This is a genomic window from Acinetobacter sp. Ac8 (genome assembly GCF_055392545.1).
Window position 1 is genome coordinate 684,351 of the sequence record NZ_AP043689.1, and the last position, 15,718, is coordinate 700,068.

Here is a 15,718-nt window from a genome sequence, read left to right on the forward strand (position 1 = left end):
CTCGGCATTCTACTTAGAATGCAAAGTCTTCAGCATCTAGTGACATCAATGGATCTAAGCCACCCGCGATCACATCAACATGTGAACGAACGCGTGGTAAGATTTTCTTGAAGTAGAAACGAGCAGTCTTAATTTTTGCATTATAGAAGCCAGTTTCAGTAGAGCCTTCAGCAAGTTTTTGTTGAGCAACAAGCGCCATGCGAGCCCATAAGAATGCAAGCGTTACATAACCAGAGAAATATAGGTAGTCAACCGCAGCTGCGCCTACTTCATCTGGATTTTGCATAGCTTTCATACCGATTTGCATGGTTAAATCACCCCACTCTTTGTTAAGAGCAGCAAGTGGTTCAACAAATTCTTTCAGGTCAGCATTGTCTTTGTTTGCTTCTGCAAATTTATGGATGATCTTGGTGAAGTCTTTCAACATCGCACCTTGCGTACCTAATACTTTACGGCCTAACAAATCAAGTGCTTGGATTTCAGTTGTACCTTCGTATAAGCAAGAGATACGTGTATCACGTACAATTTGCTCCATACCATGTTCAGAAATAAAGCCGTGACCACCAAATACTTGTACACCATGCTTCGCTGATTCAGAACCTGTCTCAGTTAAGAATGCTTTTGCAATCGGTGTCAATAATGACAAGATATTGTCGGCAAATTTACGATCTTCTTCGGTGACACCTTGCTCTACGATATCTGCATATTGAGATAAGAAGTAAACCAATGCACGACCACCTTCAGCAAAGGCTTTTTGTGTCATCAACATGTTACGTACAGCTGGGTGAACAATGATCGGATCAGCTTCTTTCTCTGGTGCTTTAGGACCAGAAAGTGAACGCATTGCCAAACGATCTTTCGCATATGCAAGTGCACCTTGGAAAGAAGATTCAGATGCTGTTAAACCTTGAACAGCAGTACCAATACGTGCAGTGTTCATGAAGGTAAACATTGCATGTAAACCACGGTTTTCAGGTCCAATCAAGAAACCTTTTGCGTTATCAAAATTGATCACACAAGTTGCGTTGCCGTGGATACCCATTTTGTGTTCGATTGAACCACAACGAACTGCATTACGGTCTGCAATAGAGCCGTCTGCATTTACATTGAACTTAGGTACGATGAATAACGAGATACCTTTAGTGCCTTTAGGAGCACCTGGTAAACGCGCCAAAACGATGTGAACGATGTTCTCCGCCATATCGTGTTCACCAGCAGAGATAAAGATTTTCTCGCCAGAGATTGCATAGCTACCATCTGCTTGTGGTTCAGCTTTAGAACGGATAATCCCTAAGTCAGAGCCTGCATGAGATTCTGTTAGGCACATAGTACCAGTCCATTCACCTGAAACAAGTTTAGGTAAATATGTTGCTTTTTGCTCAGCAGAACCATGATGCTCGATTGTACGAACCGCACCATGTGAAAGACCAGGGTACATACCCCATGCCCAGTTTGCTGCACCTACCATTTCGGAAATAGCTGTTGCTAAAGAACCAGGTAAACCTTGACCGCCATGTTCTTCTGGAACTGAAAGAGAAGGGAAGCCTAATTCTACATATTTGTCATAGGCTGCTTTAAAGCCTGTAGGTGTAGTCACTACACCATCATTCCATTTACAGCCTTCACTGTCACCGATTTGGTTAAGTGGAGATAATTCATTTTCACAGAAATCCGCGCCAGCTTCTAAATATTGATCAATCAATTCACGGCTTACGGTTTCTTGGAATGCAGGGAGTTTCGCGTAATGTTCTTCAGCATTTAATAATTCATGCAAAACGAAGTGCATATCACGTAAGGGTGCTTTGTATTGTGGCATATCGGTTTCCTCAATACTGGTTAAACCAGATTTATAATCTTCATAAATACGACGTGTGTCTTCTATGACACATATTTGTTCCGCTACATCGTGCAACATCTTATAGTGACGTACAAGTATTTCATGGTTATTTCTCTGTGACTGTAAAGTCAAAGAAAAAAGGCTTGAAAGCTGTAAGTGCATTGAGTGTAAACACTTTTCATTGAAAAATAAGGATACAAATAGTCAAAATCGTAAAAACTTGTGTCTAATAAAATGGCAGTCAAAATATGACGGAAATGCCATTTATATTTTCAAAATGTAGTGAACAGATTGAAGTGCAGACTTGATCTTGAATGAGACGTGATTGAATGTGTGGTTAAAACTACAGTTATTTAGAATGTTTTTAGTATTTAAATGCAATATGACTCTAAATGATTTAAACCAATAAACGCACTGCATGTTTTGTTAATGGTGATATTTTTATGGCAATCACTCGCCCCAAAGCCGATCCACAATGTCTTCTACCGAATATTCAAAGTATCGTCCTGCTTGATCTTTATTGCGTTGAAACAATTGATGCTTAAATGCTTTAAAATTGAGTTTTAAAAAGTTATAGAAATACCCGCCTGAGAAAATGGTGCGGAGGTAAAAAGCATTGATGAATTCATTTGCATGTTGAGTATTAAAATCTGAGCTTTTAATCCGCTGGACGATTTCAGTAAGTTCTTGTTTTGAAATATTGTGGATGATTTTAGGCTCAGGTAGGCAAATATCAAAGCTTAAATTTTCGATGCCTTCGGCTTCCCACCACTCCCAAAGATCATATTGAGAAATGTCTTTACTGGTAGTTTCTGTGAGCTTTTCACTGAGTTTTTGATATTCAAGCGAGTCTTCATCACCAAACTCATCGCAATAGTCTGTGTAATTAGCAATCAATTCGAGCACAGTTGGATAAAGTTGTTGCGCTGTTTCAAAATCGGGTTCTATTTCTGTACGAAGTTTATTCATCGTTTGCTATGTTTAAATGATCAAAAAGTTTTAATGGTGCTATCAATAAGCGACAAGAAAAGCATAATTTCTAAAATGAAGCCGAGAAATGAGAAATGAAAGTTTTAAGCCCATTTTCACAGATTTACAGCTCTCTTTCACCAATTTATCTCACTCTTTCACCAATTTATCTCACTCTTTCATCAATTTACCTTACTCGCCAGTATGACCTTTTAAATAAAAACAGTCGTTTATTTTTACTGAGAAGAGGAAGGTAAATTGGATAATTTAAACGGGTAGGCTAATTAAACTCACCCACTGAGCGCTCTTTTGCCCAGTCGCGTAAGATAAATTTTTGCAATTTACCTGTCGATGTTTTTGGAATCTCACAAATCACCACATTTTTAGGGACTTTAAAGCGTGCCAAATGCTGTTTGCAGAATTCAATCACCTCTTCTGGTGTGGTTTCAGCACCGTGTTTAAGTTCTATAAAGGCACAAGGAACTTCTTGCCAACGCGGATCAGGTTGCGCAACCACTGCCGCAGTCATAATTGCGGGGTGAGTATAAAGAACCTCTTCAACTTCTAAAGATGAGATATTTTCACCACCTGAAATAATGATGTCTTTTGAACGGTCCATAATTTTTGCATAACCATCGGGCTGGCAAACCGCTAAATCACCCGTATGAAACCAGCCACCTTTAAAGGCTTCTTCTGTGGCTTTGGTATTTTTTAAATAGCCTTTCATAACAATGTTGCCACGGAACATAATTTCTCCCATGGTCTTGCCGTCATTAGGCACAGGTTGCATTGTTTCAGCATCCAACACACGCATACCATCTTGTAATGGATAAGGTACACCTTGGCGCGAATGTAATTGTGCTTGCTCTTGAATAGACAGGTCACTCCAACCTGCTTGAGCTGCACATAATGCAGAAGGGCCATAAGTTTCAGTGAGACCATAGACATGATTGACTTGAATACCAATATGATGCATTCCTTCAATAATTGCCGCAGGCGGTGCAGCACCAGCCACCATTACTTCTACATGATGTTCAAATTTAATTTGTTGTTCTTTCGGGGTGTTGATCAACATCGACAAGACAATCGGTGCACCACAGAAATAGTCAACTTTGTATTGATCAATGAGTTGATAAACCAACTCAGGATCAATTTTACGTAAGCAGATATTGGTACCGCCATTGGCTGCAACAGTCCAAGCAAAACACCAGCCATTGCAATGGAATAGCGGAAGTGTCCATAAATATTTACAACGTGGTGTCATACCACAGGCGATGATATTACTGGCCGCATTGATATAAGCACCACGATGGTGATAAACCACACCTTTCGGATTGCCCGTAGTGCCAGAGGTATAATTTAGACTAATCGCATCCCATTCATCCTGAGGTAAATGCCATTCAAAATCTGCATCACCGCCTTTTAGCCAATCCTCATATTCAATTTGACCAATACGCGCTGTAACAGCATTGTTTTCGTACTCTTCATCTGCAACATCAATGATATAGATCTGTTGAGCAATAAGTGCTACCGCTTCTTTAGCCAAAGCCGCAAATTCGGGGTCAACTAAAAGTACTTTGGTTTCAGCATGCTCTAGCATAAATGCAATGGTTTTGGCATCTAAACGAGTATTCAGCGTATTTAAAACAGCGCCAGCCATAGGGACTGCAAAATGCGCTTCGACCATCGCAGGGATATTGGGTAAAAGAACAGAAACGATATCGTTTTTTTGAATCCCAAGATTTTGTAATTGATGGGCAAATTGACGACAACGGGTATAGGTCTCACGCCAAGAGATATGACGAGTACCATGTACAATCGCATCTTGATTTGGATAAATGTAGGCTGCACGCTCTAGGTAACGTAAAGGTGATAATGCTACAAAGTTTGCAGGGGTGCGCGGTAATTGATCATATGCACTAACCATGTTTAGCTCCATCTATATTTATTCTAATTTCCATGTTTAAAAGATATGCATAAGCCTGTCAAAATGCATTTAGGCTTTAGTCGAGTATCTAATTTAAATATTCATCACTATACATCGTTACATTTATTTAAATGTTTTTGGAATATTTAATTTGTTGAATTAAATTAACATTTTTCAATATTTGTGTAAATATTAATCATGGTTTGTTCAGAATCTTATTTAAAACCCTGTCATTCAAATACGAATAACTGAACCCAAAAGTTTTGCTTTTTTGTATTCTGTTGGCGAAGATCCAGTCCATTTCTTAAACGCACGACGAAATTCTCTTAACTCACTAAAACCAAGATTGAAACTGATTTCACTCATCGATTGATTTTCTTCAATCCACTGTTTGGCTTTTTTTTCTAACACCTGTTGCTTTAATAACTGAAAATTTAGCCCCTCATTAAGTAGCAAACGCCGTAAATGGCGTTCGCTAAAATGAAAATATTGCGCTGCTTGTTGCATATCAAAGCGTTCAGGTAGGTGGCTTTCAATCAAATGTGCTAATACCTTTGCCAAACTGTGTTGATTCATTTGATCAAATTGTTTTAAAGCTTGATCACAAATCAGAATTGCACTTTGATAATTGACAGGACTATAGTTTTTGAGGCTTCTCGACAAGAGTGTTTTGTTAAATCGGATGATATTTTTAGCTGTTTTAAAATAAATTGGACAATTGAAAATTCTTTGATAATCATTGATATATGCTGAATGATCATAGCTCAGTTCCAAGCTGATTAACTCATAGCTATGGTCTAGCATCATATTGACACAGGTAATAATACTGGCAAACACTTCATCACAGAAAAATGCTTTTAACTCACCACAGTTACTTCGTTCAAAAAGTTCAATTTCACAATAATCATCAACAAGATTGACGGTTAAATCTAAGACACTGCCTGAAATGGGATGATAGTGCAGTGCCGTTTCTAGTGCTTCGGCCACTGTTTTACAGGCTTGCATGGCAAAGCCCAAAATACCAATTGAAATCTGACCTTCACTACTGCCCAACAATAAGCCTAAATTTTGTTGTTGGGTATCTTTAACTGCGAGATGAATAACCTCACAGAGTTCTGAAAAACCAACAAAACCATGCCCTTGGCGAATTTGTTCCAAGTCTAAATTTTGTGCTGCGAACCAATTGTCATATTGCCAGTGTTGTTGTTCTGCATAATGAACCAAACTCGTCAGTATCATTGGTGGAATATAAAATTGAGAATTGGCAATTTCCTTTTGCTGCAAGCTCATAAAGTCCGCTTAGCCCCCCATATTATTGTTGCTTTTACCCTAGTTGGTATCGCATATTTTTGATTAAGATTCAATCTACTTCTGGTATTCGCAGATATAAATTCGCTGACATAAAAAAGATAAAGGATGACCGCATATGTTTATGGTGGGTTGGGATAAACAAGAAATAGACATTCAGCCGCAAGGTTATGCCATGTTTGGTTATGGTATGTGGTCGCATCGTGCTTATCAAAAACGTACAGCATTGTTTGCTCGTACATTCACTATCCGTCGTTTAGCTTTAGAACAGCCCATTATTTTTTGTTGTCTGGATTTTGGTTGTATTACTTATGCGATCCGCAGTGTTGTTGTTGAGCGCTTAAAACAACAACTAGCTGAGCAATTTAATGAACAGCATTTGGTCTTGATGGCAACCCATACTCATTCTGGCCCTGGTGGTTGTGCTTATGAAGCTTTATATAATATGCCGACTCCAGGTTTTGTTCCAGAGCATGTCGAAGCGGTAGTAAAGGCGGTCATGCTCAGTATTTCCAATGCCTTAGACACTGAAAAAGAAACTGAACTTCGTTATCAAAGTTGCCAATTTCCTCATGATATTCCAGTGGCATGGAATCGATCATTGCAGGCATATAATCGTAACCCCGATGTGATTCAAAGAACCGAAGTAGAAACCCATCTCGCATTAAACCGTGAAATGCAATTAATCGGTTTTTACCGTAATGATCAATTATGTTCCTTTATTTCATTATTTGGAGTGCATGCAACCTGTTTGAGTAGTCAACTCAAAGCCCATGATGGCGACAATAAAGGCTATGCTGCTGCGTTAAGTGAACATTATCTATTAACACAAGGTATTCCACACCCAGTTGCCATTTTCGCACAAGCAACGGCAGGAGATGTATCGCCACATTTTCATGGCCCCAAACAAGATGCGATTCGCAAGAAAATTAAGGGCGAAAGAGAATATCAATATGCTGAGCAAAATGGGCGTTATCAAAGTGAAATTGCGATTAAAGCACTAACTACACCGCTTGAAAAAAGCACCAACAATGCGATGGAAGCATGTTTACTCCAAGGCAGTATCGATGCTGTTTTATCCTATGTAGATCTGAGTCAAGTCGATGTGCCAAGTGAATTTAGTCAGGGGATCCAAGGTGCTAAAACCAGTGCCGCTTGTCATGGTGTCGGCTTCTTTGGGGGAACGCCTATAGATGGTAAGGGAACACCTACAGCAATTCTTAAAGTAATGTCATTACTCGCTAAGCGAGTACGTAAGCAACGTTTAGCAAAGTCGAATTCTCTGCAGTACAGCAAATATAAAGCGCTCTATGACTCACAATTTCCGAAAGAGATTGTTTTAGAAAGTCCGGATAATCAGTTGCTGGGTAAAAGTTTAGATTTTTCACCAAGCATTTTTGATCCTTTAATTGCAGAAATGAATCGCCAAGTTAAAGCCGGTGCCATTCAAGACAGCCCACTGGTTCCAAGTGTTATTCCGCTACAGATTATCCAAATTGGTCAATTGGCTTTGATTTGTTGCCCTGGAGAAATTACCACAACAGCAGGGCAACGTGTAATTCAGACTGTGGCAAAACAGTTCTCAAAGCATCATGGTATTTCAAAGGTTGGTTTGGTGTCTTATTGCAATGATTATATGGGCTATATCACCACCAATGACGAATATCAGCAACAAGCTTATGAGGGTGCACATACCTTATATGGTCAATGGACACATGCGGCAATTCAGTACAAATTTCAGCAGTTGGCAACGCAGTTGAGTCTAGATAAATCTCAACGAGAATATGACCAAATCACACGCCCCGCAGCGATTCCACCACACGAAATAGAAAAAAGAACAAATCACGGCAATTTAAAAACTGCTGTACGCTAAAGGATGAGCATTATGAATCAATTGATTAATCAAGCACCGAACAAACACAAATCAAATCAGCAAAAATGGAACAATTGGTCGGGCTATCAACAGTCTCACCCTGAGCAGATTTTAAAGCCTGACAGTCTTGATGAGTTAAAACACATTGTCCAAACCCAAGCAAAGATTCGAGTGGTGGGAGCAGGGCATTCATTTACACCTTTGGTGAGTACCGATGCAACATTGCTGTCTTTGGATGGTCTTTCTGGTGTGGATCAAGTCAATACTGAATTTGCCCAAGCCAGTATTTGGGCAGGAACACGATTATTTAATTTAGGGCAATATTTAGAACCGATGCAGCAGTCTTTAATGCAGCAGGGCGATATTGACCAGCAAAGTTTAGCTGGTGCTGTTTCAACGGGAACACATGGTACAGGTGTAGGCCTACATTGTATTTCAGGTTATGTGCAAGCATTTGAATTACTCACAGCATCAGGAGAAATTCTTCATTGTAATCGCCATGAAAATCCAGATATTTTTGCAGCAGGACGAGTGTCTTTAGGGAGTTTAGGGATTTTGACTAAAATCACCATGCAGAATAAACCACGCTATAAACTTAAAGAGCAAGTTAGACTGTGTGCGGTCAAAGACTTTATTCAAAATATTGACCAATGGAAAGCACAACATCGGCATATCGAGTGTTTTGCATTTTCTCATGCAGATAAATTGATTTTAAAAACTTTAGATATTACTGAAGATGAGGTTCAACCACGCACTGAATCATGGCCATCTGAGGATACGTTATTAACCTTATGTTGCGAGTTAACCAAATCTTTTCCGGCATTGAATCCAAAACTACAAAAGCTCTTAGGCGTTTTTATTAAGCCAAGCACATTTGTTGATTGGTCAGGCAAGATTTTCCCGACACCGCGTGAAACGAAATTTAATGAAATGGAATATCAGGTTCCAGTTGAATTGGGGGTGGAATGTTTGCAAGCTGTTCTAGCAGCGCTAAAAAACTCAAAAGCACAAACCTTTTTCCCTGTGGAGTTTCGATTTGTCAAAGGTGATGATATTTGGTTGAGTCCGTTTTATCAGCGGGACTCTATTTCCATCTCAGTACACCAATATCATAAGCAAGCACCTAGACAATTATTTAATGAAGTTGAGTCGATTTTGCAACATTATCAAGGGCGACCACATTGGGGGAAAATGCATAGTATGACAGCAACACAACTTAAAACTTTATACCCTAAGTGGGATGCGTTTATGCAGTTGCGAGAACGACTTGATCCAAGCAGAAAGTTTTTAAATCCTTATTTAGAAAAGCTATTCTTATCTGAATAATGAATAAAATTAAGTGAATGGGTAAAACTAAAATAGACCATAAAGGTAGACTATGAACAACTTTTTTGAGCAATTAAATCGTGATTTAAAACAGTCAAATGGTGCATTACCTCGGTTAATTGTTGATGATCAGGCGCTTGAACAAAATCTACAATACATTGCCAAAAAGCTTCAATACGGAAGCCATTTGCAACCACGTATCGTGGTAAAGTCTTTGGCATGCTTAACATTATTAAAAACCATTAGTCTAAAGCTTTCGACTCAACGGTTTATGGTGTTTCATATGCCACAGCTTTTACCAATCCTTGAGAACTTTTCGGATGTAGATGTGTTGTTTGGGAAACCGATGCCTGTAAGCACTGTTCAGCATTTTTATGCGATGAATCAAAATTGCAGACAAGCCGATATACAATGGTTAATTGATTCCAAAGCACGTTTATTACAGTATCTTGAGGTTGCAAAACAGTTTAGCTTAACGCTTAAAATCAATATTGAAATTGATGTGGGTTTGCATCGCGGTGGTGTTCGTTCCGATTTTGCACTCATCGAAATATTAAGATTGATTGAACAAAATCCTGAGCATTTAGTACTTGCTGGCTTGATGGGCTATGATGCCCATGTGACGAAGCTACCTTCAGTGATTAAAAAGATTGATGTCGCGTATCGAGAGTCACAAGACATTTATCAAAATTATAAAAATATTATTCAACAGCAATTTCCGCATTTATGGCGAGCTGATCTTTGTTTTAATGGTGGTGGTAGTCCTACATTTTATCTCCATGTGGAGCAAAGTGTGTGCAATGATCTTTCTTTTGGCTCTATGTTACTTAAACCAAGCGACTTTGACAGTGATGGTTTAAGTGTTTTACAAGCTGCATTATGGATTTCAACCCCTGTTTTAAAAGTACTGCCATTTACCCAGTTACCTGGATTAGAAGTTTTAGATAAATTACCACATAGCTCTAAAGCCTTATTTGTTTATGGTGGATATTGGATGGCCCATTATGTTTATCCGCGAGGGATTCATCCGCATGCACTTTATGGGCGGAGTACCAATCAAGAAATGGTTAATGTGCCTAAAAATACTGAAATAGCTGTTGATGATTTTGTATTTTTAAGACCCACACAAAGCGAAGCGATTATTCCTCAATTTCATAAATTATATTGTTATAAAAATCGAGATTTTGAAGCGTGGGAAACCTTTAGAGAGTAATGCGCCAAAAAGAGGAAGTTGATGGATAATCAAAAGTACAATTTAAATCAGAATAAAGAATAATTTTAAGACAAAGGTTTATAAATATGCTGTAAAGGTGTAAAATTCGACACACTTTTATTTTGTTCCACCGATTTTATCTTGAGGATCTTCCTCGATCATAATCTCGCGGTGACATGCTCCATTGTACGGGGCATCACTCCTTAAGGATTTTTAAATATGCCTATTATCACATTGCCAAATGGCGATCAAAAAAGTTTTGATCAAGCCGTTTCCGTTATGGAAGTTGCTCAAAGTATTGGACCTGGACTGGCTAAAAATACAGTTGCTGGGAAAGTAAATGGTCGCTTAGTCGATGCAAGTGATTTAATTACCGAAGACTCAACCTTACAAATCATCACTCCAAAAGATCAAGACGGTGTAGAAATTATTCGTCACTCTTGTGCACACTTGGTGGGTCATGCGGTAAAACAACTCTTCCCTGAAGCAAAAATGGTGATTGGCCCTGTCATTGAAGAAGGTTTCTACTATGACATCTGGATGCCTCGTCCATTTACTTTAGATGATATGGCTGCAATCGAAGCGCGCATGAAAAAGCTCATCGATCAAGATTATGATGTCATTAAAAAAATGACACCTCGTGATGATGTGATTGCTGAGTTCACTGCACGTGGTGAAGATTATAAGTTACGTTTGATTGCTGACATGCCTGAAGAAACTCAAATGGGCTTGTACTATCATCAAGATTATTTAGATATGTGTCGTGGTCCACACGTACCAAATACTAAATTTTTAAAGTCATTCAAATTGACTAAAATCTCTGGCGCTTACTGGCGCGGTGATGCCAAGAATGAACAATTACAGCGTATTTATGGTACTGCTTGGGCAGACAAAAAAGAATTAGCAGCGTATATCAAGCGTATTGAAGAAGCTGAAAAGCGTGACCATCGTAAAATTGGTAAAGCTTTAGATTTGTTCCATATGCAAGAAGAAGCACCAGGTATGGTGTTTTGGCATGCCAATGGTTGGACGATCTACCAAGTGCTTGAACAATACATGCGTAAAGTTCAACAGGATAACGGCTACCAAGAGATTAAAACACCACAAATTGTAGATTTCACTTTGTGGGAAAAATCGGGTCATGCTGCCAACTATGCAGAAAATATGTTTACGACACATTCAGAAAGTCGTAACTATGCGGTAAAACCAATGAACTGCCCATGTCACGTTCAAGTGTTTAACCAGGGTTTAAAGTCTTACCGTGATCTTCCAATTCGTTTGGCAGAGTTTGGTTCATGCCATCGTAATGAGCCATCAGGTTCGTTACACGGGATTATGCGTGTACGTGGCTTTACTCAAGATGATGCACATATTTTCTGTACAACTGAACAAATTGGTAAAGAAGTTGCAGACTTTATTAAACTGACTTTAGATGTTTATAAAGATTTTGGCTTTGAAGAAGTTCAAATGAAATTGTCTACACGTCCTGAAAAACGTGTGGGTGCTGATGAACTTTGGGATGTTGCAGAGAAATCTTTAGCCGATGCTTTAGATGCTGCAAATCTTAAATGGGAAGAACAACCTGGTGAAGGTGCTTTCTACGGTCCGAAGATTGAATTTTCATTAAAAGACTGTTTAGGACGTATCTGGCAGTGCGGTACAATCCAGTGTGATTTTAACTTACCGTTACGTTTAGACGCTTCATATGTAACAGAAGATAACGATCGTGACCATCCTGTGATGTTACATCGTGCAATTCTTGGCAGTTTTGAGCGTTTTATTGGTATACTAATTGAACACTACGCAGGCTTTATGCCACCATGGTTGGCTCCAATCCAAACATGTGTCATGAATATTACGGATTCTCAAGCAGAAGCTTGTGAGCAAGTCGTCGCAAAACTCAAAGAAAATGGAATTCGAGCAATTTCAGACTTGAGAAATGAGAAAATCGGCTTTAAGATTCGTGAGCGTACACTAGAGCGTATTCCATACCTATTGGTACTTGGAGATCGAGAAGTAGAGGAAGGGACTGTGAATGTTCGTACTCGCTCTGGAAAAAATTTAGGTACTATGTCAATAGACGCATTTATTGACCTAGTGAAAGCAGCCGTAGCCGAACGCGGCCGGTATATTGTGGAGTAAGAAAGATTAAACAGCCTGACCGTAACCAACAACAAGGTGCTAAAAGTAATCGTCCTGCATTAAATGATGAGATCAAAGCGAAAGATGTGCGTCTCGTTGCTGCAGATGGAGAGCAAAAGGGCATCGTTTCACTTGCTGAAGCTTTGCGTGCTGCTGAAGAAGTTGATCTTGATCTTGTTGAGATCGTGGCGAATGCAGAGCCACCTGTTTGTAAAATCATGGATTTCAACAAACATTTATTTGACTTGAAGCAAAAGCAAAAAGATGCGAAAAAGAAACAGCATCAAGTTCAAGTGAAAGAAATTAAGTTGCGCCCTGGTACAGACGTTGGTGATTACAATGTTAAGTTGCGTGCTATTCTGAAGTTTCTTGAAGAAGGCAACAAAGTCAAAATTACTCTACGTTTCCGTGGTCGTGAAATGGCTCACCAACAGTTGGGTCTTGCACAATTGCAAAAAATTGAAGCAGACGTAGCAGAGTTTGGTATTGTTGAACAAGCACCAAAAATGGAAGGCCGTCAAATGGGTATGTTACTTGGACCTAAAAAGAAAAAGTAATTACTCATCTGTTAAAAAAGCACTGCATTAAGCAGTGCTTTTTTACGTTAAAATGCGGGTAAATTAATCTGAATCGAGTGGAGTTGATATGTCATCTATTCAAAATTCAAATGCGCTATCGAGTATTAACCAAAAAATTATTCAAGCAGGTGAGGTGTTGCCTGTGGTTAAGTTAAAGGATGGTAGCGCTGTACAAACGGGTACAGTGGCAACCATGTTGCATAATATCAATCTGTATAACTCAGGTGTACGTGGAGAGATTGAGCAAGAACTGCTCCTCGCGATTCCCACCTTAGTGAAAGTTGGTTTATTTGACTTATTTAATCCAGATGAATGGATATTGGGAAACAATGCTGGTCGTAAATTTGTGGGGGAGAAGGCTAAAGCATATATAGATGCAATTGCTGAAGTAGATATTTGAAATTAATATCATAATATGAGAACGTACTGTATTTAATAAAATGCAATAACATAATTTTAGAATAGATTATTAGAATAATCTCTTTTTATAACATACTGAATCAAGCCAATTCATGTTATAAAAGTAAACGATTAACGCAATAAAATTCAGAAAATACGTGAAAACGAAGAAGGATGAAATATGATTGATCTCTATTATTGGGGTACTCCCAATGGTCATAAAATTACCATTGCACTTGAAGAAATGGGTTTGGATTATCAGATTTTTCCTATCAATATCTTAGAGAATGACCAGTTCCAGCCCGATTTTCTTCGTATCTCACCGAACAATAAAATCCCCGCGATTGTCGATCAAGATGGCCCAAATGGTGAGCCGATTTCAGTGTTTGAATCAGGCGCAATCTTGCAATATCTTGGCCGTAAAACAGGACTGTATTATCCAAGCGATGAGCAAGATCGTGTTGAAGTCGAACAATGGTTAATGTGGCAAATGGGTGGGCTAGGGCCGATGTTAGGGCAAAACCATCATTTTGGTAAATTTGCTAAAGAAAAAATTCCTTATGCAATTGATCGTTATGTTACTGAAACTCAACGTTTGTATGGTGTTTTAAATAAGCAGCTCATTGGACAAAAATATGTGGCTGGTGAATATTCGATTGCAGATATGGCCATTTTACCGTGGGTATTACGCTATGAGTGGCAGCAAATAGCGCTAGATGATTATCCTTATGTTAAAGAATATATTGAGCGTTTAACTGCGCGCCCAGCGATACAAAGAGCGCTATCAATCAAAGTGTAAAATGTATTTTATGTTAAGATGAGAAACCACGTTACGTGGTTTTTTATTTTTTAAATAATCGATTTTTGGATGGTTGGTAGGCTTTAGTCATGAAAGATTTCTTTTTGAACTTTACGAAAATATTAGAAACGAATCCAAAAATCTACTGGAGTATTATTGTCGGTATTGCAGGTTGTTTAATGCTCTATATTGCGGAAATTGTGCATATTCAAAATATTTTAGAGCAATTAAATGGCCAAGCGTCAGCACTGATTAGAAGTGTGATCGACCCGATTGCGCAACGTTATCAATGGTCTCGGATTATCTTTATGTTATTGGCGATCATTTGGGCGCATTTTCAGTATCGTAAAACCAAAAAAATGCTAAATTTAGGGTGATTGAACTGTTAGTAGTACATTCAACAGGGGGGAGTATGAAGCAAAATTTTGTTTGGCACTTCCTTATCTCTTTTGCCGTGATGCTAATCACAGCAATGCTTTGTAGCATCTTGCAGTATCACTCCGCATATGATTACTTCTGGTTTATTATTTTTAGCATCGTGAGTGTTTCAGGCTTGGTTTTTGCTATGGTCTTTGGCATTTTTCAAAGTAAATTACAGCAAAGTCTTTTGAATACCACCATCTTACTCGTTTTGCTTTCGCTTTATTTTATTGTTTTATTCTACGGCTTTATTCATATCAAAATCGATTGGCAAGCGATTTCAGAGGGTAAAGCTCAACTCACATTGTTGCAGAAATTTTTTAAATCAGATCTTTCATTTTGCTTGGCTTTTCTTGCTCCCTTTATAATGTCATTCTTGACTTATACCTTAAAACCTAAACCCAACTTTAGCTAACTTTATGGCTTATCTCCTCTTATTTCTTTCCGCATTTGGTGCAGCGACGCTATTACCTTTACAGTCTGAAGCTGTATTGGTTGGGCTACTGGTACAAACACAATATTCTGCATATTTACTGCTTGCTGTTGCAACGATTGGCAATGTTTTAGGTTCATGCGTGAATTGGTATTTGGGACTCAAAATCGAGCAGTTTAAAGACAAGAAATGGTTTCCTGTCTCTGAAAAGAATATGCTTAAAGCGGAAAAAATATATCAAAAGTATGGCTTTTGGTCTTTGTTATTAAGCTGGACCCCAATTATTGGAGATCCAATCACACTTATTGCAGGGCTAATGAAAGAGAACTTTTGGCGTTTTCTTTTGATCGTAACCATTGCAAAAGGTGGTCGGTATGCTTTTATCTATTTGGTGTATATCGGATTATTTTAATAAAAAGTTAGGGGCTGTTGGTAAGCCATTTATGAAATGTCAACAGACCCTAAAGACACAAAACTATCTTTAACCTTAAAAG

14 protein-coding genes are annotated in these 15,718 nt (G+C 38.6%); 10 read left to right on the forward strand and 4 right to left on the reverse strand.

Going from position 1 to position 15,718, the window contains the following annotated elements:
• Positions 1-13: 13 nt before the first annotated feature.
• From ACZ5QH_RS03265 to ACZ5QH_RS03280, 4 genes are all read right to left on the reverse strand, one after another.
• Positions 14-1,816, reverse strand: coding sequence for an acyl-CoA dehydrogenase C-terminal domain-containing protein (locus tag ACZ5QH_RS03265; RefSeq protein ID WP_034610112.1), 1,803 nt, complete (start codon positions 1,814-1,816; stop codon positions 14-16).
• A gap of 471 nt (positions 1,817-2,287) precedes the next feature.
• Complete coding sequence (locus ACZ5QH_RS03270) at positions 2,288-2,806, reverse strand: hypothetical protein (protein WP_303576741.1); 519 nt, start codon at positions 2,804-2,806, stop codon at positions 2,288-2,290.
• Between the two features lie 280 nt (positions 2,807-3,086).
• Entirely contained in the window at positions 3,087-4,733 is a 1,647-nt protein-coding gene (locus ACZ5QH_RS03275; RefSeq protein ID WP_303576742.1) for an acyl-CoA synthetase, read from the reverse strand.
• Positions 4,734-4,967: 234 nt separating this feature from the next.
• A complete protein-coding gene (locus tag ACZ5QH_RS03280) occupies positions 4,968-6,023 on the reverse strand; it encodes an AraC family transcriptional regulator (protein WP_303576743.1) in 1,056 nt (351 codons plus the stop codon).
• A gap of 136 nt (positions 6,024-6,159) precedes the next feature.
• Between ACZ5QH_RS03280 and ACZ5QH_RS03285 the strand changes: the two genes are divergently transcribed.
• From ACZ5QH_RS03285 to ACZ5QH_RS03330, 10 genes are all read left to right on the forward strand, one after another.
• Positions 6,160-7,914 carry a neutral/alkaline non-lysosomal ceramidase N-terminal domain-containing protein gene (locus ACZ5QH_RS03285; RefSeq protein ID WP_303576744.1) on the forward strand — a complete coding sequence of 585 codons (1,755 nt, stop codon included), beginning with the start codon at positions 6,160-6,162 and terminating at the stop codon, positions 7,912-7,914.
• 12 nt (positions 7,915-7,926) lie between these two features.
• On the forward strand, positions 7,927-9,240 hold the full coding sequence (locus ACZ5QH_RS03290; RefSeq protein ID WP_303576745.1) for a D-arabinono-1,4-lactone oxidase: 1,314 nt from the start codon (positions 7,927-7,929) through the stop codon (positions 9,238-9,240).
• A 52-nt stretch (positions 9,241-9,292) separates the two neighbouring features.
• On the forward strand, positions 9,293-10,453 hold the full coding sequence (locus ACZ5QH_RS03295; RefSeq protein WP_303576746.1) for an alanine racemase: 1,161 nt from the start codon (positions 9,293-9,295) through the stop codon (positions 10,451-10,453).
• Between the two features lie 219 nt (positions 10,454-10,672).
• Complete coding sequence (gene thrS / locus ACZ5QH_RS03300; protein ID WP_004723075.1) at positions 10,673-12,595, forward strand: threonine--tRNA ligase; 1,923 nt, start codon at positions 10,673-10,675, stop codon at positions 12,593-12,595.
• Between the two features lie 5 nt (positions 12,596-12,600).
• Positions 12,601-13,152, forward strand: a complete 552-nt coding sequence (infC, locus tag ACZ5QH_RS03305) for a translation initiation factor IF-3 (RefSeq protein ID WP_081401514.1) — start codon at positions 12,601-12,603, stop codon at positions 13,150-13,152.
• 88 nt (positions 13,153-13,240) lie between these two features.
• Complete coding sequence (locus ACZ5QH_RS03310; RefSeq protein WP_303576747.1) at positions 13,241-13,573, forward strand: DUF7709 family protein; 333 nt, start codon at positions 13,241-13,243, stop codon at positions 13,571-13,573.
• A 180-nt stretch (positions 13,574-13,753) separates the two neighbouring features.
• Positions 13,754-14,371, forward strand: coding sequence for a glutathione S-transferase N-terminal domain-containing protein (locus ACZ5QH_RS03315; RefSeq protein ID WP_004819104.1), 618 nt, complete (start codon positions 13,754-13,756; stop codon positions 14,369-14,371).
• Between the two features lie 89 nt (positions 14,372-14,460).
• Entirely contained in the window at positions 14,461-14,748 is a 288-nt protein-coding gene (locus tag ACZ5QH_RS03320; protein ID WP_004723070.1) for a hypothetical protein, read from the forward strand.
• Between the two features lie 35 nt (positions 14,749-14,783).
• A complete protein-coding gene (locus ACZ5QH_RS03325; RefSeq protein WP_303576748.1) occupies positions 14,784-15,206 on the forward strand; it encodes a hypothetical protein in 423 nt (140 codons plus the stop codon).
• A 4-nt stretch (positions 15,207-15,210) separates the two neighbouring features.
• A complete protein-coding gene (locus tag ACZ5QH_RS03330; protein WP_303576749.1) occupies positions 15,211-15,636 on the forward strand; it encodes a YqaA family protein in 426 nt (141 codons plus the stop codon).
• The last annotated feature ends 82 nt before the right edge of the window (positions 15,637-15,718 follow it).